24 protein-coding genes are annotated in these 22,266 nt (G+C 65.0%); 7 read left to right on the plus strand and 17 right to left on the minus strand.

Going from position 1 to position 22,266, the window contains the following annotated elements:
- The first annotated feature begins 26 nt into the window (after positions 1-26).
- Positions 27-830 carry a TrmB family transcriptional regulator gene (locus IEV64_RS02840; protein WP_007274502.1) on the plus strand — a complete coding sequence of 268 codons (804 nt, stop codon included), beginning with the start codon at positions 27-29 and terminating at the stop codon, positions 828-830.
- An 83-nt stretch (positions 831-913) separates the two neighbouring features.
- Here the strand turns inward: IEV64_RS02840 and mptA are convergent, their stop codons facing one another.
- From mptA to IEV64_RS02870, 6 genes are all read right to left on the minus strand, one after another.
- A complete protein-coding gene (gene mptA / locus IEV64_RS02845) occupies positions 914-1,840 on the minus strand; it encodes a GTP cyclohydrolase MptA (RefSeq protein WP_007274501.1) in 927 nt (308 codons plus the stop codon).
- Between the two features lie 81 nt (positions 1,841-1,921).
- Positions 1,922-2,317: a DUF7124 domain-containing protein gene (locus IEV64_RS02850; RefSeq protein WP_004969669.1), complete on the minus strand. Its 396-nt coding sequence runs from the start codon at positions 2,315-2,317 to the stop codon at positions 1,922-1,924.
- 153 nt (positions 2,318-2,470) lie between these two features.
- Positions 2,471-2,710, minus strand: coding sequence for a DUF7979 domain-containing protein (locus IEV64_RS02855; RefSeq protein WP_188423268.1), 240 nt, complete (start codon positions 2,708-2,710; stop codon positions 2,471-2,473).
- A gap of 213 nt (positions 2,711-2,923) precedes the next feature.
- Positions 2,924-4,165, minus strand: coding sequence for an NAD(P)/FAD-dependent oxidoreductase (locus IEV64_RS02860; protein ID WP_007274498.1), 1,242 nt, complete (start codon positions 4,163-4,165; stop codon positions 2,924-2,926).
- Between the two features lie 107 nt (positions 4,166-4,272).
- Positions 4,273-4,659, minus strand: a complete 387-nt coding sequence (locus IEV64_RS02865) for a hypothetical protein (protein ID WP_188423088.1) — start codon at positions 4,657-4,659, stop codon at positions 4,273-4,275.
- 88 nt (positions 4,660-4,747) lie between these two features.
- On the minus strand, positions 4,748-5,656 hold the full coding sequence (locus IEV64_RS02870) for a winged helix-turn-helix domain-containing protein (RefSeq protein WP_007274496.1): 909 nt from the start codon (positions 5,654-5,656) through the stop codon (positions 4,748-4,750).
- 128 nt (positions 5,657-5,784) lie between these two features.
- On the opposite strand from IEV64_RS02870, the gene IEV64_RS02875 reads away from it, so the two are divergent.
- On the plus strand, positions 5,785-6,426 hold the full coding sequence (locus IEV64_RS02875) for a DUF6149 family protein (protein WP_007274495.1): 642 nt from the start codon (positions 5,785-5,787) through the stop codon (positions 6,424-6,426).
- A 27-nt stretch (positions 6,427-6,453) separates the two neighbouring features.
- Here the strand turns inward: IEV64_RS02875 and IEV64_RS02880 are convergent, their stop codons facing one another.
- From IEV64_RS02880 to IEV64_RS02890, 3 genes are all read right to left on the minus strand, one after another.
- On the minus strand, positions 6,454-7,938 hold the full coding sequence (locus tag IEV64_RS02880) for an MATE family efflux transporter (RefSeq protein WP_188423089.1): 1,485 nt from the start codon (positions 7,936-7,938) through the stop codon (positions 6,454-6,456).
- The gene (locus IEV64_RS02885; protein ID WP_188423090.1) at positions 7,935-8,594 is read right to left on the minus strand and encodes a TetR/AcrR family transcriptional regulator; all 660 of its coding nucleotides are present in this window, start codon (positions 8,592-8,594) and stop codon (positions 7,935-7,937) included. Before IEV64_RS02885 ends, IEV64_RS02880 begins: the two co-directional genes overlap by 4 nt.
- 149 nt (positions 8,595-8,743) lie before the next feature.
- Positions 8,744-10,057 carry an NAD(P)/FAD-dependent oxidoreductase gene (locus tag IEV64_RS02890; RefSeq protein WP_188423091.1) on the minus strand — a complete coding sequence of 438 codons (1,314 nt, stop codon included), beginning with the start codon at positions 10,055-10,057 and terminating at the stop codon, positions 8,744-8,746.
- A 165-nt stretch (positions 10,058-10,222) separates the two neighbouring features.
- Here IEV64_RS02890 and IEV64_RS02895 point away from each other — a divergent pair, with 165 nt between their 5' ends.
- Together IEV64_RS02895 and IEV64_RS02900 are read left to right on the plus strand one after the other, a co-directional pair.
- The gene (locus IEV64_RS02895; protein WP_188423092.1) at positions 10,223-11,104 is read left to right on the plus strand and encodes a homoserine kinase; all 882 of its coding nucleotides are present in this window, start codon (positions 10,223-10,225) and stop codon (positions 11,102-11,104) included.
- 133 nt (positions 11,105-11,237) lie between these two features.
- A complete protein-coding gene (locus IEV64_RS02900) occupies positions 11,238-11,741 on the plus strand; it encodes a universal stress protein (RefSeq protein WP_007275697.1) in 504 nt (167 codons plus the stop codon).
- Between the two features lie 95 nt (positions 11,742-11,836).
- On the opposite strand, the gene pdxS is transcribed toward IEV64_RS02900, so the two are convergent.
- A complete protein-coding gene (gene pdxS / locus IEV64_RS02905) occupies positions 11,837-12,745 on the minus strand; it encodes a pyridoxal 5'-phosphate synthase lyase subunit PdxS (RefSeq protein WP_188423093.1) in 909 nt (302 codons plus the stop codon).
- 568 nt (positions 12,746-13,313) lie between these two features.
- Here pdxS and IEV64_RS02910 point away from each other — a divergent pair.
- Together IEV64_RS02910 and IEV64_RS02915 are read left to right on the plus strand one after the other, a co-directional pair.
- Entirely contained in the window at positions 13,314-14,033 is a 720-nt protein-coding gene (locus IEV64_RS02910) for a DUF1405 domain-containing protein (RefSeq protein WP_007275695.1), read from the plus strand.
- 69 nt (positions 14,034-14,102) lie between these two features.
- Positions 14,103-15,158, plus strand: coding sequence for a hypothetical protein (locus IEV64_RS02915; protein ID WP_188423094.1), 1,056 nt, complete (start codon positions 14,103-14,105; stop codon positions 15,156-15,158).
- A gap of 54 nt (positions 15,159-15,212) precedes the next feature.
- Here the strand turns inward: IEV64_RS02915 and IEV64_RS02920 are convergent, their stop codons facing one another.
- Both IEV64_RS02920 and IEV64_RS02925 read right to left on the minus strand, forming a co-directional pair.
- Entirely contained in the window at positions 15,213-15,449 is a 237-nt protein-coding gene (locus IEV64_RS02920; RefSeq protein ID WP_007275693.1) for a DUF4242 domain-containing protein, read from the minus strand.
- Positions 15,450-15,627: 178 nt separating this feature from the next.
- Positions 15,628-16,572: an HFX_2341 family transcriptional regulator gene (locus tag IEV64_RS02925; RefSeq protein ID WP_007275692.1), complete on the minus strand. Its 945-nt coding sequence runs from the start codon at positions 16,570-16,572 to the stop codon at positions 15,628-15,630.
- A 157-nt stretch (positions 16,573-16,729) separates the two neighbouring features.
- Between IEV64_RS02925 and IEV64_RS02930 the strand changes: the two genes are divergently transcribed.
- Positions 16,730-17,797: a DUF8203 domain-containing protein gene (locus IEV64_RS02930; RefSeq protein WP_188423095.1), complete on the plus strand. Its 1,068-nt coding sequence runs from the start codon at positions 16,730-16,732 to the stop codon at positions 17,795-17,797.
- 160 nt (positions 17,798-17,957) lie between these two features.
- Here IEV64_RS02930 and IEV64_RS02935 read toward each other — a convergent pair whose 3' ends face one another.
- The 5 genes from IEV64_RS02935 to IEV64_RS02955 form a co-directional block, all read right to left on the minus strand.
- Complete coding sequence (locus IEV64_RS02935; protein ID WP_188423259.1) at positions 17,958-18,818, minus strand: IS5 family transposase; 861 nt, start codon at positions 18,816-18,818, stop codon at positions 17,958-17,960.
- Between the two features lie 235 nt (positions 18,819-19,053).
- Positions 19,054-20,181, minus strand: a complete 1,128-nt coding sequence (locus tag IEV64_RS02940) for a putative sulfate/molybdate transporter (protein WP_188423096.1) — start codon at positions 20,179-20,181, stop codon at positions 19,054-19,056.
- A gap of 126 nt (positions 20,182-20,307) precedes the next feature.
- Positions 20,308-20,691 carry a DUF7994 family protein gene (locus IEV64_RS02945; RefSeq protein WP_188423097.1) on the minus strand — a complete coding sequence of 128 codons (384 nt, stop codon included), beginning with the start codon at positions 20,689-20,691 and terminating at the stop codon, positions 20,308-20,310.
- A 79-nt stretch (positions 20,692-20,770) separates the two neighbouring features.
- Positions 20,771-21,337, minus strand: coding sequence for a cysteine hydrolase family protein (locus tag IEV64_RS02950; RefSeq protein ID WP_007275688.1), 567 nt, complete (start codon positions 21,335-21,337; stop codon positions 20,771-20,773).
- Between the two features lie 28 nt (positions 21,338-21,365).
- Positions 21,366-22,163 (minus strand): YqcI/YcgG family protein, encoded by a 798-nt coding sequence (locus IEV64_RS02955; protein WP_007275687.1) that lies wholly within the window; start codon positions 22,161-22,163, stop codon positions 21,366-21,368.
- Between the last annotated feature and the right edge of the window lie 103 nt (positions 22,164-22,266).

Here is a 22,266-nt window from a genome sequence, read left to right on the forward strand (position 1 = left end):
TCAAGGAGAAACGTGACGGACGGTGCATGACCAGTCTGCGAGACCTCGGGCTGTCCGAGTACGAGGCCCGGGCCTACCGCGCGCTCCTGCGGACGGGGGCGACGACGGCCAAGGAGTTATCCCGCGCCAGCGACGTTCCCATGGGCCGCGTCTACGACGTGCTGAACAGCCTCGAACAGTACCACCTCATCCGGAGTCAGGCGGCCAGCCGGCCGAAGAAGTACGTCGCCGTCGAGCCCGACACGGCGCTGGACCGCCTGCTCGAATCGAAGCGCCAAGAGCTGGCCGAGAAGGCCGAACAGTACGAGAACGTCGTCGACGAGCTGACCGACGAACTCGACGCCGCGGAGCCGGTCCACGACCAGTTCTGGACGGCCGCGGTCGGCGCGGACGAGACCATCGACCTGCTCGTCGAGCGCCTCGCGGCGGCCGACGACTCGCTCGTGATGGTCGCCGGGACGCCCTCGCCGCAGTTCGACCTCGACGCCGTCGGCGACCTCGTCGTCGACGAACTCGAAGCCGCGCTCGACCGCGGGGTCGAAGTGTCGATGCTCATGTCGCCCGGCCTCGTCGACAGCCTGCCCGAGAGCGTCAACCAGAGCTACGTGAACCGGCTGTCGAGCACGCCGAACTTCCACGCGCGTACCGCGGAGAACGTCACGGGCGTGTTCAACCTCATCGACGACGTGGAGGTCTGTATCGAGGTGCCGAACCCCCTCGACCCCGGGCGGGCGTTCGCCATGATAGACCTGAAAGACCCCGAGTTCGCCGCCGACCTCCGAGCGACGTTCGACCCGCGCTGGGAGGAGGCGGCACCGCTCTCGCTGTAGCGGCTCGCGGCGGCGGAAACGGGAACTGAAAAACGAGTACGGGACGGGATTCGAAACGCGAGCGTCTCGGGCGTCGAGAGCGTTCAGGCGTCGAGCTCGTCGCGGAGCTGTCCCAGCGTCACCTCGCGCTCGGCGTGCGCGTTGTGCTGGTGAATCGACTCGTCGTTCGACTGTTTCATGTGGACCACCGCGTCGTCGCCGAGGTGGTCGAGCGCGTCGACGGACATCTCGGCCATCGAGCGGACGCAGTCCTCGACGAACTTCGCGTTCGCGTGGGCGTGGTAGGTCATGTGGTCCTCGTCGGGGCGCTTGGCGAGGTTGTAGATGCGCGCCGACATCGAGTCGCGGGCGATGTCGATGAGGTCCATGAGGTCGACCTCGGGCGAGCCCTCCGTCTCGACGGTGAGCGTGGCGTGGCCGCGCTGGGAGTGCCCCGGCTGGGGGACCTTGTCGAGGAACTCCTCGATGGTGTCGTCGTCCACGGAGAGGTCCTGTAACACGTCGCGGGCGCGGGAGGCGGACATACCCTGCGAGCAGGGACAGACGGTCATGCCGACCACTTCCGCGCCGATTTCCTCGCGGGTTCCCTCGTCGGTCGCGGTGGCGCTGGCGATGATTTGGGCGGTGCTCTGGGTGGACAGGCCGCTGGCGGGGGTGTCCTCGCGGACGACGAGCTCGGCGGTCATGCTGACCTCGGCGGTCGTCGTGTACTCGTGTTTGGCGAGGAGGCGCTCGGCGGCGTCGCCGCACATGTCCTCGACGCGGTAGGCCGGCTCGGAGACGGCGGCTTCGAGGACCTCGTCGATGACCTGCATATTTCGGCTCATGTCGATGCCCTTGCGGCCGCCGGGGAGGTCGACGAACACTTCGAACTCCGCCATCAAGACGAGGGGTCGCTTCCCGTCGCGAGCTATCTTGACGAGCTTCTCGACGCCCGTGACGCCGACCTGGCTCAGCCCGACGGTCACGTCCGGCTGGGAGGCCTGTACGTCAGGCAACTGGTGACTCATCGGAGAATAAGAAGTGCCGTTGCTGATTAGTGCTTTCGATAGGGGAACGGAATCGCGGGCGAACGCGCCGCTGTGTTCCGACTAGGGCCAGTCGTCGCGGCCCTCGTCCTCGAAGGGGTCGGCGGGGGCGTCGTCGTCGCCGGCGAGCACCCACTCGGCGGCCTCGGCGGCGTCCTCGACGGGGAGGTACTCCCAGCCGGTTTCTTCGGCCACCGCGCGGTCCTCGTCGGACGTGCCGACGAAGACGTGCCGGTCGGTGTCGAACTGGCGCATCACGTTTTCGAGGCTCTCTTTGACCCCGCGCGGTCCGGAGAAGAAGTCCTGCCGGATGCGCTCTTTCCGGGTGAAATTCGTCACGACGTAGGTCGGCTTCTCGCTCACCACGCCGATGTACTTCGTCCACGTCCGCGCGTCCGAAAACGCCGCGTTCGGGTCGCCGAGCCGCTTGAGCGCGGAGAGTTCGAACGCGAGCGTCATCGTTCCTTGGCCGCCACCTGTTGCCATACCCGGCGATAGGCGGCGACGCGTGGAAAACGACTTCGGTCCCGGCCGTCCGCGAGCGGGAGACCGACGGCTCGGCGGCGACCGAGACGAGTTGCGAACGCGGGCGACGGGGCGTGCACAGAGAAATTACTTGACGCGAACGTAGTCGGTGAACACCACGACGTCGCCCCGCGAGAGCCGCGAGGTGGCCGGGTCGATATCGAGCGACCCGGCGGGACTTGCGGCCGCGAGCGCGCGTTGGGTCCGCTCGCTCAACTCGTCGAAGTGGTGGACGCGCACGCCGGGCGGGACGTCGGAGACGGGGGCGACGGTCGGCGGCGCGGTGGCGTCCGGAGAAGACGGTTGCTGTCCGTCTTTTGATGACATGTGGTAACACACTTCATGGAGAGAGATAAATGTTTGGCCGTTGGGGCGTGGGACGACGAGGGAACGGGAGGGCTGGCGACGGTGAGCGCGCCGGACGAAAGAGAGCCAAAACGGAAGCGAGCGAACCGCGGACGCGGTCGGGCCCGAGCCGGACCGGGCGGAACACGCGCAGACGCGGCTGGCCGGGTGAAAACAGCGGGAGCGGGTCCCGAGTTACTGTTCGGCCGCCGCGCCTTCGAGGTCGTCGAGCTGGAAGTCCTGCTTGACGAGGACCTCCTTCTGGCCGCTCACGTCGACCTGTTCGCGCATGAGTTTCTTGTACTTCGTCTGCGGCGAGAGGTCGCCGATGAGGACGCCGCCGACGATTTTGCCGTCCTTGATGGCGAGGCGCCGCCACTCGGTGTCGGAGTACTTGGCCTCGACGTGGTCGTCGCCGAGCGTCGGGTGGCCGAACGAGAGGAACGGGAAGTCGAAGTGGGTGATGGAGTACGACGAGACCCAGCGGAACTCCTCGGAGCCGTAGTCGACCATGTTCTTGGCCGCGATGGTGCCCTGCTCTTTGGCGGAGCCCCACGCGCCGTTCTGGGCGCGGTCGCCGAGGATGAGGTCGTGGAACTCGGTGATGTCACCGGCCGCGAAGATGTCGTCGTGGTTCGTCCGCATGAACTCGTCCGTGTAGATGCCGTTGTCGTACTCGATGTCGGTGCCACCGAGAATCTCCGTGTTGAAGTTGAGGCCGATGGCGATGCCGACGAAGTCGGCGTCGTAGCGGTCGCCGTTGGGGTCGACGGCGGTCGTGACGCGGTCGTTCTCGTCGACCTCGAAGTGGTCGACGCCGGAGTCGAAGACGGGTTCGACGTTGCGCTCGCGGAGCGCCTCGTGGATGATTTCCGCGCCCTCCTCGGAGAGCGCGTAGCGCCACCACGCCTTGCCGCGCATGAGGTACTTGCCCTCGACCTCCTGTGCGGCCGTGATGGCCGCGAGGTCGATGCCGAGCAGACCCGCGCCGATGACGACGGAGCTGTCCGCGCCCTCGATGTGCTCTTTGATGTCGCGGGCGTCCTGGAACGTCCAGAAGTGGTGGATGCCCTCGGCGTCGGAGTTCTCGACGGGGAGTTGGGTCGGCGTGCCGCCGATGGCGAGGAGGAGTTTGTCGTAGTCGTACTCGGTGCCGTCGTGGGCGGTGACGGTGTGGCCCTCGGGGTCGATGTTCGTGACGAGCGTGTCGAGTTCGAGGTCCACGTCGCGGTCGTCGTACCACGACTCGTCGTGGATGGAGATGGGTGCCTCGGGCAGTTTGCCCTTGGCGAATTCCTTGATGAGAATGCGGTTGTACAGCGGTTCGCCCTCGTCCGTGATGATGGTGATGTCGGCGTCGGGTTCCTCTTCGCGGAGTGTCTCAGCCGCTGAGGCCCCGGCGATACCGTCGCCGACGATCACGTACGATTGGCTCATGACCCGACGTTTGTATTCGGGGTTAATGTGGATTGCTATCTCCCTCATGATTGTTTCGCAGTCGGAAATCGGGGCGAGATGGGGAGACAGGAGCCGAATCGTGGGTGTTACTGCGTCTCACCGACCCGCTCGTCGAAGCCGCCGTCGGCGGCGACAGGGCACTCCGACGGTGCCGACGCCGCGTCGCCGTCGCCGCGAGCGGGCGCATCGCGGGCGAGGTCACGGACGCGGCCGGGAACACCGCTGGTAGCGACGATACCGACAGCCTCGCGGACGACGGCGATGCCGGCCGCGAAGCCGAGCGGCCACCCGAGGAACAGCGCTACGAGACCGAGGCCGGGGGCGAGCGGGGCGACGAGCGTCGCGACGGCGGTCGCCGCGAGGACGCCGATAACGGCCGCGAGCGCGACGAGCGCCGTCTCTGAGAGCGTTCTGAACCGACTCGGGACCGTCTCTCGTACGTCGTCGCGGCCGAAGTGAATATCGTCGAACATGGTCGTTCTCCTCGTTTGGAGGGACGACCGCCGACACCAAAATAGTAATCTGAATTACATTTCTGTAAGCGGGCTTACTGTAGCGCGCTTATGCAATCTTCTCGACGGGTTCGACCGCGGAGTCGACGACCGACAGGTCGCCGTCGAGTTCGACGACGAGCGCCTCGTCGTCCTGTTCGATGCGGACGCGGATGCGCCACGGCTCCTCCGAGACGACGGTGAGCGCGTCGTCGCCGACGACCCACGGGAACCGCCAGAACGGCGTCCCGCACACGTCTTCGCCCCGCGAGGAGAGAAAGCCGAGGACCGTCGACTCGTCGAGAAGCACCAGTCCCACGGGCGAGACGGCCTCGTAAGCGCACTGGGCACAGCGGTGGGTCACGACCACGTCGACGTCGAACGGGTCGGCGTCGCGGGACAGCGAGGTGCTCGTCGTCCCGCCGCACTCGGGGCAGACGCCGTCGGCGGCGAGGCAGTGGAGGTGTCGCACGCGCTGGTCGAACGCCGACAGGAGCGCCTCCGACGAGCGGCCTTCGAGACCGCCGGGCGGGAACTCCTCGTGGGCGTGGGTGCGCGCGCAGTCGGCACAGGAGATGGTGAGTTTCTCGTCGCCGTAGTCGGCTTCGAGCGAGCCACCGCAGGCGACGCAGGAGCCGGGAGCCGGAAAGGCGGGGAGGACGGGGTCCTCGTTGAACGTCCCCGCGAGCACGGCGCGGACGACCTTCTCGCCGGCGTGCCGGAAGTCGTAGCCCTCGTCGGTCTTGCGGACGAACTGGCCGCGGAGCTTTCCGAGATGGTAGTTGAAGCGGGCGCTGTCGTCGACGCCGACCCGTCGGCGGAGTTCGGAGAAGGGGACGGGGCGGTCGGGTGACTCCCAGAGCGCTTCGAGGATGGTGAGTCGGGTCTCGTCGGCGACGATGCCGAACGCTTCGGCCGGAGAGATGCAGTCGTCGCATTCGAGGACCGAGTCCTCGCGGACGGATGCGGAGTCGCTCATAGCACCCACATGCGGGCGAACCGCATTAAATCACGTCGTCAAATCTCGTTCGGGAGGCCCGACTCGCGCCCGCGTCGCGCCGGACAGGCGTCGCCCGCGGGACGCGCGACACCGACGCCCCCGGAGACGTGGTCTTTACGTGTATCCGACCCGAAGCGGACGACGAAATGAAGATTCGCCAGAACATCCGCCACTTCGCGACGAAGAAGGCGCTCACCATGCCGGTCATCGGCGACATCGCCACCGAGAAGATGGTGGACCTCCACGTTCGCATCTTCGGCGAGCGCGCGGACCCGGACCGCAGAGACGAGCGCGAGGACCACATGGCGGCGTTCTTCGAGTGCACGTTCGACACCTACCTCGCGGCGCTCGACGCGGGCTACCCCGAGGCCGAGGCCCGCGAGATAACCCACGTCCAGGCCAACTTCGACTTCTACAACCACGGCTGGACCGAGATGATGGAGATTCCGGTCGACGAAATCGAGGCCCACTACGAGCGCTACGAGGAGTTCTTCGAGCGCCACGGCATCGACATCGCGGAGCCGCTCGGCGAGTTCCGCACCATCGACATCCCGGACGCGCCCGCGACGCTCGACAAGCTCGACGACCCGGACCACCCCCACGCGGAGGGCGGCTTCGCCGACGACGTGTACGTCGAAGACGACTCCGGCGAGGTCGGCGTCGGCGGGACCGACGAGCCCGAGGACGTAGACGTGTCGGCCGCGCCGGGGATGCAGGACGTCGACCGCACCGACGAGAAGACCGCCTAAAAGAGGCCGCGCGAAGTCGTTTCTTGCTTAATCGTCGGTCGGCACGGCGGGGACGACGTCGACGACGCTGTTTTTCCACGTGCCGCGGGTGAACCACGCGAACGCGAGAAGCGCCACCCCGACGTTCGAGAAGGCGATGCCGTACCAGATGCCGGTCGGCCCCATGGAGAAGAACTCCACGAGGACGAACGCCGCGGGGATGCGAAGCACCCACAGCGAGATGAGCGAGAACACCATCGCCGTCCGGGTCGAGCCGCTCCCGCGGAACCCGCCGTTGACGACGTTGAACGCCCCGAGGAACAGGAACGTCGGGCCGATGATGCGGAGGTAGTCGACGCCGATGGCGATGACCTCCGCCTCGCCGGGGATGAACACCGAGACGATGGGTTCGGCGAACAGGTACGCGGCGGCGGAGACGAACACCAGCGCGGAGACGATGATGCCGATACCCAAGAACACGGCGCGTTCGGCGCGGTCCGGCTGGTCCGCGCCGAGGTTCTGGCCGACGACCGTCGAGGTCCCCTGCGCGAGGCCGATGGCCGGCAGGAAGACGAGCGAGTTGAGGCGGTTGCCGATACCGAACGCGGCGACCGCGGTTTCGGTGCTGGCCCCGCCGGCGTTGACGGCGGCGTAGGCGACGAGCGCCGTGAGGGCGGTCACGCCGAGCGCGCGGGTCGACTGCTCGATGCTCGACGGCGCGCCGATGCGGACGATGCGCTCGACCGTCTCGCGCTCCGGAATCAGGTCGCGCGGCGAGAGGCTGATGCCGACCCGACCCGAAAGCAGGAGCCAGAAGCCGACGAGCGCGCCGACGCCGCGGGAGAACACCGTGGCGATGGCCGCGCCCTGCACGCCGAAGCCGGTGAAGCCGGTCGCGGCGAAAAGCGACTGCCCGAGGCCTTCGAGGCCGACGAGGCCGAATATCGGGTTCGAGTTGAACCCGAGGATGAGAAACGGGTCGAGGAAGACGTTGATGACGACGCCGAGCGCCATCAGGTACATCGGCGTCCTCGTGTCGCCCCACCCGCGGAGGAGCGCCTGGAAGATGAAGAAGCCGAACATGAACGCGACGCCGAGGAAGATGGTGCGGGTGTACTCGACCGCCAACTGGTGGACTTCCGTGCCGGGCGTCGTCCCGATGAGCGGGAGCAGTATCGGCGTCAGGAGGTAGCCGATGACCGCGAACCCGGCCGAGAGCAGGATGACGAACCCGAGGGTCTGGCCGGCGGCGTGGTCGACCTCGTCGTGGTTGCCCGCGCCCTTGTTCTGGGCGACGAGGACGGTCCCCGCGACGGTGAAGCCGCCGCCGAACGAGATCATGAGGAAGACGAGCGGCCACGAAAACGACAGCGCCGAGACGGCCTCGGAGCCGACGCGGCCGACCCAGAAGGTGTCGGCGAGGTTGTACGCCACCTGCATGATCTGCGAGAAGACGAGCGGGAGCGACAGCACCAACATCGGCTTGACGAGGTCGCCGTCGACGAGGTTGACGTCCCGGGCCTTCGCGCTCATTCGTCGCCCCCCTCGCGCACGAGCTTCTCGACGACGAACTCGTCGAGCGCGGCGCGGACCTCGGTCGGCGCGTCGAAGGCGGACTGACTCGCCGTCTCGGTGCCCGAGGGGTCGGTCACCGCGACGCGCTGGAGGCGCGCGCCGTCGAGCGCGGCGAAGAGGAGCGACGCGGTCCGGTCGGCGTCGACCTCGCGGAAGTCCCCCTTCTCGACGCCCTCGCGGATGATGTCGGCGAGCCGGCGGCGGATGACCGCCTCGTTGCGGGCGATCTGCTCGCGGTAGGCCTCGACGTAGGGGGCCTGCGTCCGCAGTTCGTTGAGCGCCAGACCGAAGCGGTCGTAGTCGCGGTCGTCGTCCGCGCCGGGGATCATCTTGTCGAGGAGCACCCGGAGGCGCGTCTCGGGGGCGTCGCCCTCGGTCGCGGCGACCCGCGCTTCGAAGCGGTCGAACAGGTAGCCGAGAAAGGCGACGAGCAGTTCCTGTTTCGTCCCGTAGTGGTAGTGGAGGAGGGACTTGCTCTTTCCGGCCTCGTCCGCGATTCGTTGCATCGTCAGGTCCGCGTAGCCGTGGGCGCACAGCGCCCGGTAGGTCGCGGCCATCAGTTCTTCGTGGACCTCGTCGGGGACCGACTGGTCCGGCGTTTCGTCTGCACTCACTAACTGACTAGTCAGTCAGCTACTTAAAAAGCAGTTGCGGACGAGAAACGGTTTGCCGGTAAGTGTGCCATCTGCCGGCACGAGAGCACGCGGCACGGCGCGAGCGCCGCGAGCGGGTGAGAAGAGCCTCGAAACTCGGAGCCGGGTCGCTACAGGCTCCGGTCGATTCGGTCTGCGACCTCGTAGCCGGCGACGATGCCGCCGTTGAGCGACCGCTCGGGATACTGCGCTTCCGACGCCATCCCCGCGTAGTAGACCCCCTCGGCCACGTCGTCGCCGAGGTCGTACGGCACCACGAGGTCGAGGTAGCCGCGTTCGTACACCGGGCCAGCCCGCGGGTTGCGGGCGATTTCGAACTCCTCGACCGCCGAGCGGTCGAAGTCGGGGAACATGTCCTCGATTTCGTCGAACCACGTGTCTTCGACTTCCTCGTCGCTCATCTGCCAGAGCTCTTCGTGCGGCCCCTGCACGTAGCTCGCGACGTACAGCAGGTGGTCGCCGCCGTAGCGCTCTTTCGGCACGAAGTTCGTGTGCTCGATGAGCGACCCGAACGGCGCGTCGTGGGCGATGTTGAGCCAGTAGGTGTCCATCAGCGACTCCGACATGGTCGCCAGCCCGCAGACCGCGCCCTGGAAGTCGATGTCGCAGGGGAAGCCCGTGAGGTCTTCGAGCACGTTCGGCATCGTCGCCACGACGACCGACTCGACCTCGTGGGTCTCGGTCCCGTCGTCGGTCTCGACGGTCAGCGACGAGACCGCCTCGCCGGCGGTGTCGAGTTCGGTCACGCGCGCGCCGGTCTCGATGTGCTCGCGGCCGACCGCGGAGACGAGCGCGTCGATGAAGGGGGCGAAGCCGCCGTCGAAGTAGCCGAGTTTCTCGCCGCGGAGCAGGTCGCGCTCGCCGCGGAAGCGCACCCGTCCGAGGAACCACGACGCCGACACGTCGTGTTTGCGCTCGCCGAACTTCCCGTCGAGGAGCGGGTCGACGAAGTTGTCGTAGACGCCGCGGGTGGTGTGCTCGACGACGAACTCCTCGATGGGCGTGTGTTCGTACTCGGCGAGCTCCTCGTAGGCGTCGAAGTCGGGGACGCCCCCGCGCACGTCGACGCCGAGGGTGAGCATCCCGAGGCGGAACTTGTCGTAGAGGCTCATGTGGGGGTACGCGGCGATTTGCCACGCGGTGTCCAGCGGGTGGACGACGCCGTCTACGTAGTAGGCGTTCTTGCCGATGCGCCACTCCAAGTCGTCTCCGAGGCCGAGTTCCCCGGCGAGTTCGACGATGGTCTCTTCGGACTTCGAGAGGTGGTGGTAGAACTTCTCGATGTCGTCGCCGTTCGTCTCGTAGGTCGCCGCGAGACCGCCGAGAGAGTCGGCCGCCTCGAAGACTCGAACGTCGTGACCCCGGTTCTGGAGTCGGTACGCCGCGGCGAGGCCCGCGATGCCGCCGCCGACGATGCCTATCATGCCCCGAGGTTCGGCGTCGGGTGGAAAGTCCTTTCTGATTGGCCGGTTCCGCCGCCGTCGGAGCCGGCGACCGCGGGGCGCATCGTCGCGGTCGCCGAGCGACCGAGACGGGGGTCGGTTGCGACGTTCGCCACATTTTTATCTGCGATAAGGCAACAGCGGGGCATGGTTACGGTCCGCGCACCCGCCACGAGCGCCAACCTCGGAAGTGGGTTCGATGTCTTCGGCGTGGCTCTCGACCGCCCCGCCGACATCGTGCACGTCGAACGGGCGGACCGGACGACAATCGAAGTGACCGGCGTCGGAAGCCAGTACATCCCGACCGACCCCGACCGGAACGTCGTCGGCGCGGTCGCGGAGGCGCTCGACGCCCCCGCGCACATCCGCATCGACAAGGGCGTCCGCCCGTCGTCCGGACTCGGGTCGTCGGCGGCGAGTTCCGCCGCCGCCGCCGTCGCGCTGAACGAACTGTACGACCGCGGCCTCTCCCGCGAGGAACTCGTCCCCGTCGCCGCCGAGGGCGAGGCGGTCGTCTCCGGCGAGGCCCACGCCGACAACGTCGCGCCCGCGCTCCTCGGCGGCTTCACCGTCGCGACCGACGAGGGCGTGACGACCGTCGACGCCGACATCCCGCTCGTCGCCTGCCTCCCCGAAATCGCCGTCTCGACCCGCGACGCCCGCCGCGTCGTCCCGAGCGACGCCAGCATCGAGGACATGGTCCACACGGTCGGCCGGGCGGCGACGCTCGCGGTCGGGATGTGCCGCCGCGACGCCGACCTCGTCGGCGCGGGGATGGACGACCGCGTCGTCACGCCCGCGCGAGCAGAACTCATCAACGGCTACCACGAGGTCCGCAAGGCCGCCCTCGACGCGGGCGCGACCGGCGTCACCGTCTCCGGAGCGGGCCCGTCGGTCCTCGGCGTCTGCCAAGCCGCCGACCGCACCCGCGTCGCCGGCGCGATGCTCGAAGCGTTCGACGAGGCGGACGTGGACGCCCGCGCCTACAAGACGCGGGTCGGTCGCGGGGCCGAAGTATTCGAGTCCTGAGTGGTACAGAGCGAACCACACTCACACGCCACCTTCGTCTTTTCTCGCGTCTGAGCCACTGTAACGCGTTATCGCGGTCGCTGGTAACACGATTCCGAGAAGACTTTTCTCACTATCACGATATATTCGAACCATGGAACGAGCACTCGTCGTCGTCTCCCCCGAAGAACGGTCGCACCGAATCCTCCGCGAGGCCGGCGAACTCGCCGCCGGGAGCGGCGCGGAGCTCGTCGTCCTCACCGTCCTCCCGGACGAGGAGTTCGAGCGGACCCGCTCGGCGCTCGCCAGCGTCGGCTCCCCGGACGTGGTGTACGGCATCGACCAAGCTATCGAGTCGGCCACCCGCCGCGCCAAGCGCGTCGCCCGCGAGGCGTTCGACGGGCTGGATCTCGACTACCGTATCGTCGCCGACATCGGCCCCGAGGCGGACACCATCTTAGAGACGGCCCGCTGGGAGGGCTGTGACCACCTCTTTATCGCCGGTCGCCGCCGGTCGCCCGCCGGGAAGCTCATCTCTCGGGACATGACGCAGTCGGTCATGCTCAACTTCGACGGCCCGGTCACCGTCCTCCTCGGCGAGGAGTCGTCCGACGACGCGAAGGGGAAAAAAGAGGGGAAGTCGGGACTCCTCGCCTGAGACGGGCGTCGCGCCGAGACAGAGAAAAGCGGAATCGGAATCGGAATCGAAAACCGAGACGGTGAGTCAGCCGTCGTCTGCCGGGCGTCGCCGCGTTAGACGCCGCGACCCTGCAGTTTGTCCTCGTCGGCCATGCCGACGTTCGCCTCGCCTTTCATGCCCTTGCCGATGCCGGCGGCGATGTCGGCGAGCGTGTCGGGGTCGTCCCAGTTGTTGACGGCCTCGACGATGGCCTCACCCATCTGTTCGGGGTCCTCCGCGCCGAAGATGCCGGAGCCCACGAAGATGCCGTCGCACTCGTGGTACATCATGAGCGCGGCGTCCGCGGGCGTGGCGATGCCGCCGGCCGCGAAGTTGACCACCGGCAGGCGACCCATCTCGGCCGTCTCGTGGACGAGTTCGGCGGGCGCTTCGTACTCGCGGGCCCACTTCTCGCGCTCGTCGAAGTTGAGGCCGGTCAGCGACCGAATCTGGTGTTTGATGGTGCGCTGGTGGGTGACGGCCTGGTTCACGTCGCCCGTGCCCGCCTCGCCCTTGGTGCGAATCATCGCCGCGCCCTCGTTGATGCGGCGGAGCGCCTCGGGGAGGTTGCGCGCGCCGCAGACGAACGGCGAGGTGAACTCGCGCTTGTCGATGTGGTAGTCGTTGTCCGCCGGGGTGAGCACCTCGCTCTCGTCTATCATGTCCACGCCGATGGATTCGAGAATCTGCGCCTCGGTGAAGTGGCCGATGCGGGCCTTCCCCATCACCGGGATGGAGACGGCGTCGATGATCTCTTTGACCGTCTCGGGGTCGGCCATCCGGGAGACCCCGCCGCGCTTGCGGATGTCCGCCGGGACGGCTTCGAGCGCCATGACGGCGACCGCGCCGGCCTCCTCCGCGATTTTCGCTTGCTCTGCGTTTACGACGTCCATGATGACGCCGCCCTTCTGCATCTGGGCGAACCCGCGCTTGACGAGTTCGGTCCCGCGCCGAAGCTCCTCCAGGTCGGTCTCCTCTGGCATATCCGTCGCTTGCGACTGGGTTTACTTAAGCGGTCGCTTCCATCCGTCAACCGTTCGCATTCCGCACAGGTCGTGTTTCGCGCTCGGGTCGAGTTGTGGTGATTCTGTTGAACTGCTCGGTTTTTTGACAAATGTCGCGTGCAACACTCAGAGGACGAGTCTCGTATCTCCTCAAGAGTTAATCTCCAAACACAGAGTTGAGAGTAGCGAACGTAATCCCAGCAGTGATGCCGTACAAAAGTCCTCTAGAGAGAGGCTGATTCAATACGAATGAGTAGATTAGCCCTGCTACAACGCCGGATGCGACTAAGTATATAAAAAACGTAGTGGGGTGTGAATCAACCCACGAACCATTACTGTCGTTTGATTCCGGGCTTTTCATATGATATTTTGTACACACGTGAAAATAAAACGTTGACCGACTCGCGCGCTGTATTCAGCACGCCCTCAGCAAGCTATCAGCGGCTGAGGATTTCAACAGTGCCGCCAGCGTAATCCCCGCCCGCCGACACCGGCCGCAGTCACCGAGACCGGCATCACTTTTGTCCACCCCCGCTTCGGCGTGGGTATGGACGCGGCGACCCGACTGCGCCGACTGCTCGACGACGACGGCCTCCCGGCGGGGACCGACCTGCCGCGGTGGCTCGCACCCCTGCCGGAGTGGCTGGAGAACTTCGGTCTCAACATCGCCTGGCTCGTGGTCGTCATCAACCTCGTCGGGACCGCCTTCGGCTTCTGGTACTACGGCTACCAGTTCAGCATCGAACCGGTCGTGATGTGGCCGCTCGTCCCCGACAGCCCGGTCGCCACGCTGTTCATCGCGCTGTCGCTCGCGCTCTGGAAACTCGGACGGTCCAACGAGTACGTCAACGCCCTCGCGTTCTTCGGCTGTCTCAAACTCGGGCTGTGGACGCCGTACGTCCTCCTCGCGTTCAAAGCCGACTTCTCGTACCTCCACTGGGCGATGTACAACTTCCTCTTTTGGAGCCACCTCGCCATGGTCGTCGAGGCGTTTCTCATCCAGCGGTACGCCGAGTTCCCGTCGCTCGCCGTCCTCGTCGCGGTCGGCTGGTACGGCCTCAACGACCTCGTGGACTACTTCGTCCCCATCGCCGGCACGCCGCACCACACGCTCATCCCGGCCGAGCCAATCGTCGACGGCGTCGTCCAGCACGTCTCGCCCGCCCACGAGTACGCCGCGGCGGGCGCGGTCCTCCTGACGGTCGCGGCGACGTTCCTCGCGCTCGCGACGCGGGTCGCAAAGCTCGAACGAGGCGTCATCGACTGACCGGAAAACGACGCATCGGCGACTGAGTCGAACGTAGCCTTTTGTCCCGCCGACCCTAACCGACGGGCCATGCGCCTCTTCGACCGCGTGGCCGACCTCCCGGTGACCGTCGAGTCCGTCTCCCGCGACCGCTTCGAGAGCGACACGTCGAGCGGCTTCCTCCGCAAGACCACGGTGTTCTCGCTCGCCGGCGACGGCGCGGTCGGCCGCGGCGAGGACGTGACGTACGACGCCGAGGACCACGACGCCCTCGCGGACGCGCCCGCGGACGCCTTCGACCTCGCCGAAAGCTACGACTCCTTCGCCGACTTCTCCGCGGCGCTCGACGGCGTCGACCTGTTCCCGACGAAACCGCCCGAACGCGAGACGGCCGAACACTACCGGCGTTGGGCGCTCGAATCCGCCGGCCTCGACCTCGCGCTCCGGCAGGCCGGAACCGACCTCGCGTCCGCCGTCGGCCGCGAGCGCGACCCGGTTCGGTTCGTGGCGAGCACCCGACTCGGCGACCCGCCGTCGGCCGACCGCGTCGAGGCGCTCCTCGACCGCGACCCCGACTGCGAGTTCAAACTCGACCCGACAACTGATTGGCACGACGAGCTTGTGTCGTCGCTCGCCGCCCGCGACTGCGTCCGCATCCTCGACCTCAAAGGGCAGTACGAGGGAACCGAGGTGGACCAAGCCCCGGACCCGGAACTCTACGAGCGCGTCCTGTCGGGCTTCCCCGACGCCGTCGTCGAGGACCCGTCGTTCACCGACGAGACGCGCCCGCTTTTCGACGGTCACGAGGGCCGCGTCTCGTGGGACGCCCCGATTACCGGCGTCGAATCCGTGAAATCCCTCCCGTTCGAGCCGTCGTGGCTGAACGTCAAACCCTCGCGATTCGGCACGGTCGAGTCGCTGTTCGACACCATCGAGTACGCCGACGAACGCGGGATGTCGCTGTACGGCGGCGGCCAGTTCGAACTCGACGCGGGCCGCGACCACGTCCAACTGCTCGCGTCGGTGTTCTACCCCGACGGTCCGAACGACGTGGCCCCCCGAGAGTACAACCTCCCCGACCCGCCGGCGGAACTGCCGACGAGTCCGCTCGTGCCGTCGGCTGACCCGTCCGGGCTGGAGTTCTGAGAACCGAAAAACAGTCGCGCCAAACGGACGCGCCGAGGGGTGCGCTGGCCGCGCTCACTCGCCTTGCTGGACTTCGAATATCTCGTCGGCGACGAGGCCGTGGGCCTCTTCGTGGACTTTCGCCCCGGCCTCCTTGTTCGGTGCCTCGAAGAGACAGAACACCGCGCCGTCCGTCTCGTCGACCCAGTAGTGCTTGTAGTTCACTCCGTACTTGCCCTGCGTCTCCAGGTCTGCACGGTGGGCCTCGGCGACGTCTTTCGCACTCCCCTCTACGTTCCGGTGTACGTCCATGTATAGCGGCATGGGTGCTAGTGTATAGCACTCCGGAGCTCATAACCGTTCTTCGATAGTTACCAGAATATTCTGATATAACCGTCACGCCCCGAGCCAGCTTGGAGTATCGCCGGTTCGAACCTCACAAAACCGCCATCAGATAGCCGTCAGATGCCTACTATCGTCGCCGCCGACCTCACTCCTCGCTCGTCCGGAACTCGTCGCTGTCGGCGTGGGCGCGGACCCACAGTTCGCCGATGCGGGACAGGCGCGTCCGATAGGACTTCCCGCGTTCCTCCTGTTCGATGTAGCCCTTGCCGCCGGGGCCGAGGCGGTCGACGTTGTAGATGACCTTCGACCGGAAGGAGTCGGTGTACTCCTCGTTCATCTCGCGGGCGAGCGCCTCCGCGAGTTCGGAGACCGACCCGAACTCGCCGTGTTCGCCGAGTTTGAACAGGATGACCTCCTCGAACGGCTTGACGTTGGAGAACGACGCCACCGGGAGTTCGACGATATGGCGGCCGTCAATCTGCTTCGCGCCGATGGTCGTCCCGCGCTCGTCGAACTCCGACAGCAGGTCGGAGGTGGCGTCGAGGCGCTCGCGGATGCGGTCGGCGTCGATTTCGCCGGATTCGAGGAGGTCCGAAAGGAGCGCCCGCTCGGTTCGCAGTTCCTCGGCGAGTTCGGTTTCGAGGTACTTCTCGGGGGCCGTGTAGTAAGTGTGGATGCGCTCGCGGTCGGCCTGTCGCTCGACCATGATGGAGTGGGCGGCGGTGGCGAACGCGAAGGAGACCGGCCGGGGCATCGCGCTCACGTTGACCCACACCTCGCCGGGTTCGTCGTCGTCGCCGCGGAGTTCGTCGTCGGCGTCGAGTTCGGCGTTGATGAGGTCGTACGCCTGCTCGAACGCCGCGTCGTAGTCGTACACGTCGTCGACGATGACGCGTTCCGTCTCCGCGCCGAGGAGGTTCTCGAAGTCCTTTTCGAGCTTTCCCGAGAGGTTCCGCGAGTACTCGACGTTCGCCTCGCTCCCGACGGCCCCTTCGAGGAGGATGACGCGGTCCACGTCCAACTGATCGCGGATGAGCGGCGCGATGAGTCGGTCGTAGTCGAAGCCGACGGGAACGATGTGCGTCTGCATACGCTATACTCCGTGGGGACGTTTATTAATCTCTTCAAGTAGTGTATCGTTCACCCGTTCTCCGTCACAGGAGATTGTCATTCAGTATAGGTCTGATGAAGTTTCATCACCGGCATTGGGGGTGAGATATTTACCAGATGTGTTCGAAGAACTAACAGTGTCAAGTGACGGGATAATTGCAGCAGACGCCACGAAAAATGAATTTCATAAGCAACACCCACACGGAGTAAACGTAGTATCAGTTGCAATTGCGGTCGAAGACCATCAAAAATTCAATGAGAAATACTTCGAAATAATAAAAGAGAAAATTGAAAAGTATGACATCAAACTTCCTCATCCAATTCTCAAGAGTAAGGATATCTCACGCCATATCCCCACTTGGCAGACTGAGGAAGCAAGGAAGGATATTGTATTTGAACTTTTGTCCATTGACGTTCTAGACACTATCTATGTAACAGAGACATATCTGAAACCAAAATGGATTGAACTGTACAGCGATGAGGAAGATGAGTTTCGCAGAATGACCTCTCATGATTTTGTCAAGGATATTCTATTCCAATACTATGACATAGTCTCGATTTGGAAGTACTTGGAACGATATCATGGAGGAGATGGAACGCACTACAACGTAATGACGGACTACTTCTCGGGGCAGGTCTGCCGTGCCTATCAAGAACTTGGTGAATTGGCAGATAATTTCCTTATCGTTCCCCAAGGTGACCAAACATATCCGGTACTATCAATGGCCGATTTGGTTACAGGATTGTTAAAACAAGAGGTCTATCCACTTAGAAAAGATGAGATTGAAGAGTACATTAAGGACGAGACTCCGGGTTACGTCGTTGCAGATTCAGTATATGATGGCAAAGATCTTGAGCGACTAGTTCCCCACGTGACAGACGGAATCCGAACAGATCTCAATCTACCAGACCCAACAGTATACATCGCTCGTGGGGATGTGCCAAAAGATCGCGTTACATCGCTTGATATGTTTCACCATGCCTGTATGTATGCTCAGATAAAGGGTGGATCGGTGAAATTCTTTGAAGAGAATAATGACCGGCACCACTTCTCAGGAGAAGATATACTTGTTTGTGTGGATGGGAACTCAGAGATCTACGCTGATTATGAGCGCTTGAATACACAGTATTCAATTACAGTGTTTGATGCAGAATCAGCTATCAACCATTTTCTAGACGAGATACCATCGGGATTAGTGCTATAGCCGCAATATAAACTACGCTAGAAGCATATTGAATGAGTCTCCTGTGGGAGACCCTAAGAATTTGTCTTCTCTCGAAGACTCGTTTTGATGAACGAGTTTAACCTTAAAAAATATTTTGCTATCGAAATGGTGACTTTCGGCGTTGTTTAGACGCGTGATTTCAGCGGGCTGACCCCTCAATTGCGCGTTCGATGTTTCGCACCGCCGATTTCATGACAAGTTCACGGAATTGACCGAACCACGTTCTCGCCCACAGCGTCTCACCGTACCGCTGCCGCAATCCGAAAAACACAGATTCGGCGTTCGAACGCTGGTTGTACGCCCGATCGTAGATCAACAAATTCCTCGCCCAGCCCCGAAAACCGGGGTCACGTTTCGGAATCAGCGGTGTGACACTTTCAGAACGTAATTTCGTCCGAAGTGCTTCCCAGTCGTATCCTTTATCCGCCGCCACAGCCGTCAGCTTCTCAAGATTCCGCACTAACACCTGCCAGCCGATCTGAGTATCGTGCGGTTGTTTCATCGAACAGTGTATGTCTAGTATCGCACTCGTTTCACAATCGATGAGCAGCGTTGTCTTCACCGCCTCAAACGTGTAGTCTGTTCGCTTCGCGTAGTGCTGGCTAGCTTGGACACGATCCATTCCGGTTGCGTCGATCGCTTGAACATCACCGAGATCATACATTTCAACCGACGCATCGAGCATCGCTCGCCACCGCTTCATCGGAATCTCTTGCTTCCGCGCACAGATCGTAGAGAAGTGAGGAAGCGTCTCAACCGTTAAATCGAGTGATTCTGCAACTCTCGGCATTTCTCGCAGAACATCCATCAGCTTCCGGTAGTCGTGGTTGAGATACTCTTTGAACCCTTGAACGGCGAGAATTACCCAATCGGCATACCCCTCTTTTCCGGGTCGGTATGCCGGAGCTGGCTCGCCAGCGACGGCTTTTTTGGCGAGCGATACAATCGTCTCTGCGAAGCGGGCTGTCTTGGTTTGCACACCCAACCCGTCCCGCTTCAGCTTCTAGTAAATTGGTACTTCTCCGAAGCTACTAGCTTGACGATACTAGTGAAACAACCCTCAGACAGACCGAGTCTAACCGTCTAAACAAGGCCGTGACTTTCTATTCGAGATATGTACTCTCAAAGAAAATCCGGGATATAGGCTATTACTGACCGCCGCAACCCTATCTCAGCACGCAACAGTCGAACACGATGTTCTCACCCGGTTAGTGTTCCCGGAAGCACCATCTGCTTCACCATCTCTTCAGCCAACCCGAAGCACCCCACCGCTCCCACGCCAGCCACGCCACCACGCCGCCGACAAACGCGACGCCCAGATTCACCGCGACGCCGACGAGGGCGATAGCGACCACGAGGGGGTAGCCGTCCGCGCGGGTCAGGCTGGTCAGACTCGTTCGGGCCAGTTGCAGGCCGATGATCGCTAGGATGACGCCGAGCATGGCGACCGGGTAGGCGGCGACCACGTCGGCGGCGAACAGGGCGACGAGGACGTAGCCGACGCCGAGAATGACGTTCGCGCCGGCGGTCCGCGCGCCGAAGGCGTACTTGCCGGCGACGCCGCCACTGCCGTGGCACATGGGGAAGCCGCCGAAGGGGACCGCGAGGAGGTTCATCGCGCCCATGCTGGTGGCGAGTTCGTCGGCGGAGATGTCCCGGTCGAAGTAGTCCGCGAGCAGGACCGACGTGGCGAGCGCGGCGTTGCCGACGGTCATCGCCAACTGTGCGACCGCGGCCTCCGCGGCCGAGAGCGAGAGGTTCCCGAGCGAGAACAATCCGGCGTCGCCGACCGACGGGACGGTGAGCGACAGGTGGCCCACGTCGGCGAAGGCGACCGCGCCGCCGACCGCGAGGACGGCGAGGGCGCTCACGTTCGAGCGTCTGGTGAGGAGGGAAACGGCGGCGACGGCGACCGCGAGACCGGCGAGCGGGAGGTCGCCCGCGCCGAGTTCGAGGCCCGTCGAGAGGAGGACGAGCGCGACGCCGAACTGGACGCCGCGGACGACGGGCGCGCCGATGTAGCGACTCACGCGGGCGAGCGAGCGGGTGCGACCGATGGCGAGGAGGACGACGCCGAGGCCGAACCCGGCGAGGAGCGCCTCGCCGGTCGTGACCGTCTCGGCGAGAACGAGCGCGGCCAGCGCCTTCATCGGCTCGACCGACAGCGGGGCCGCGTAGTACAGCCCCCAGACGACCTGAAACACGCCGAACCAGATGAGCACGACCGCCAACGAGAGGTCGGTCAGGCGGGCGACGGCGACGACGATGGGAAGGACCGTAACCGAATCCCCCACCGCGCCGGTGAACTCGTGCCACTCGAAGTCCACCGCGAGTTCGTCGCCGTACGGGAACGAGACGCCCATTTGGGTGGTGATTCCGTCCCGACGGGGAAATGTATTTGCGTAATCGGGAGATGGAACGATGGTCGCCTGAGGAAACCGAATAGGGTTACGCCGCTCTCGACGCCCCGCGACCGTCGGTGCCGACGCTCACTCGAACGTCGAGCGGTCGAAGTGGACGCCGCCGCGGAGGTAATCGACGCCCATGAACAGCATCACGGGAGCGAGCAGAAGCGCAAACAGCCCGCCGAAATAGGGGTCGCCGCGAGCGTCGAGGACGGACGAGAGACCGTTCGCGAGCACGGCCAGCCCGAAACAGACGTAGCCCGCGCCCGCGACGACGTGCCACCGGAGGATCGTCGACCCGAGGGCGACCGACTCGCGGAGGCCGGCGACGACCAACAGCACGCCGGCGGCGACGAACAGCGCGAACCGGGCGACAGAAAGCGGGTGGGCGAGCGCGCCGAGAACCGCGAGACCGCCCGCGATGAGGAGGTCGAACACCCCGACGACGGCGATAAATCTGCGGTCCATGTGCGCCGCTCTCGACGCGGAGATGTAAAACTATCCACAGCTCCGGGGCCGACAGGTCGGCGGCGAGCCAGCAGACCGCTCACCGCGTCGACGACAGGTCGCCCGACTCGACGACGGTGGCGAACTCGCCGTTGAGGTGCGCCAGCGCGGTGCGGTGCATCTCGTCGGCCGAGAAGTGCTCGCCGTCGTAGCTCTCGCGTTCGAACGTCGCGGTCGCGTCCGCGGGGACGAACACCTCGAAGCCGAGGTTCTCGGCCATCCGAGTGGTCGTCGAGACGCAGTGGTCGGTCGTGAGACCGCAGACGACGAGCGTCGAGGAGTCGCGCTCGCGGAGCCACGCTTCGAGGTCGGTCCCGATGAAACCGCTGTTGACGCGCTTCGTGAACACCGGTTCGTCGGCGGCGGGGTCGGCCTCTGGCTTCCACGCGAAGCCCTCGCGGTCGCTCCGAAGCGGCGAGTCGGGTTCGGTGGAGTCGTGGCGGACGTGGACGACCGGGCGGTCGGCCGCGCGCCACGCCGCGAGCAGGTCGGCGACGCGCGCCTCCATCTCGGGGTTGTTGCGGTCGCCCCACGCGGGGTCGTCGAAGCCGACCTGCATGTCGATACAGACGAGCACGGCGTCGGCCGGGAGGGCGGCGGCGGTCATCGGTCGGCCCTCGAATCGGTGGCCGGCATCAGTCGTCCGCCGGAGCCATCGGCACTTTCGGGTGCTCGCGGGTGATGCGAATCGGGCACTCGTCGGGCGCTTGCGACTCGTCCGACGAGAACATGTACTGCGGCCACTCGCGGTCGCCCTCGACGCCCCAGTCGCCGAGGTCGGCGTGCGGGCAGACGCCGTCGTACTCTTCGATGCGGCCCTGAATGACCTCGCGGGCCTTCTGGCCGGCCTCGGTGTCGGCGGTGATGCCGTCGAACAGCGCGCGCGGCTGGAAGGTGATTTCGAGGCCCCACGGGCAGTAGCGACTGACGCGCTCGTCGTAGAACGGCGCGCGGGTCGTCGGGAACATCGGCTCGCCCCCGAAGGAGAACTCCCACGTCGGGTCGTCGGGGTCTGTCGGGATGTCCGCCGGCCACGGTTCGGGGTCGTTGACGTGGAGGAACTGGAGGATGTGCCAGAGATGTTCGTGGTAGTCGGCCTCGGTGAGGTCCGCCGCCGGCGGCTTGAAGAACGTGACGAGCGAGCACGCTTCGGAGTAGTCCGGGTACACCTCCAGATACTCGAGGAGGCTCTCGCGGAGCGCCAACAGCGCGTCCTTGTCGGTCATCGAATCCACGAAGGTGTAGAGGGCGTCGCCGTTTCGCTCGGACTCGACGCCGAAGTAACACGGGAACGGCGCGCCGTCGCGGTCGCCGAGCATCGTCTCGCGGAACGTCTCGTAGTGCTTTCTCGCCCAGTCGGGGAGGTCGCCGTCGTCGAGGCGGCGGCGGAGCACGTCCTGCTCCATGAGCACTTGGTGACCCGACTCGTTCATGCGCGTCAGTTGGAGTCAGCGGCATTGAGAGTTCGGGTTCGCCGGCCGAACCCGGTCCTCGAAACGACGGGGAACGACCCTCGGTCTGGCGGTCGAAGTCGCC

It is taken from the genome of Haloferax sulfurifontis, assembly GCF_014635105.1.
In the GTDB taxonomy this organism is placed as follows: domain Archaea; phylum Halobacteriota; class Halobacteria; order Halobacteriales; family Haloferacaceae; genus Haloferax; species Haloferax denitrificans.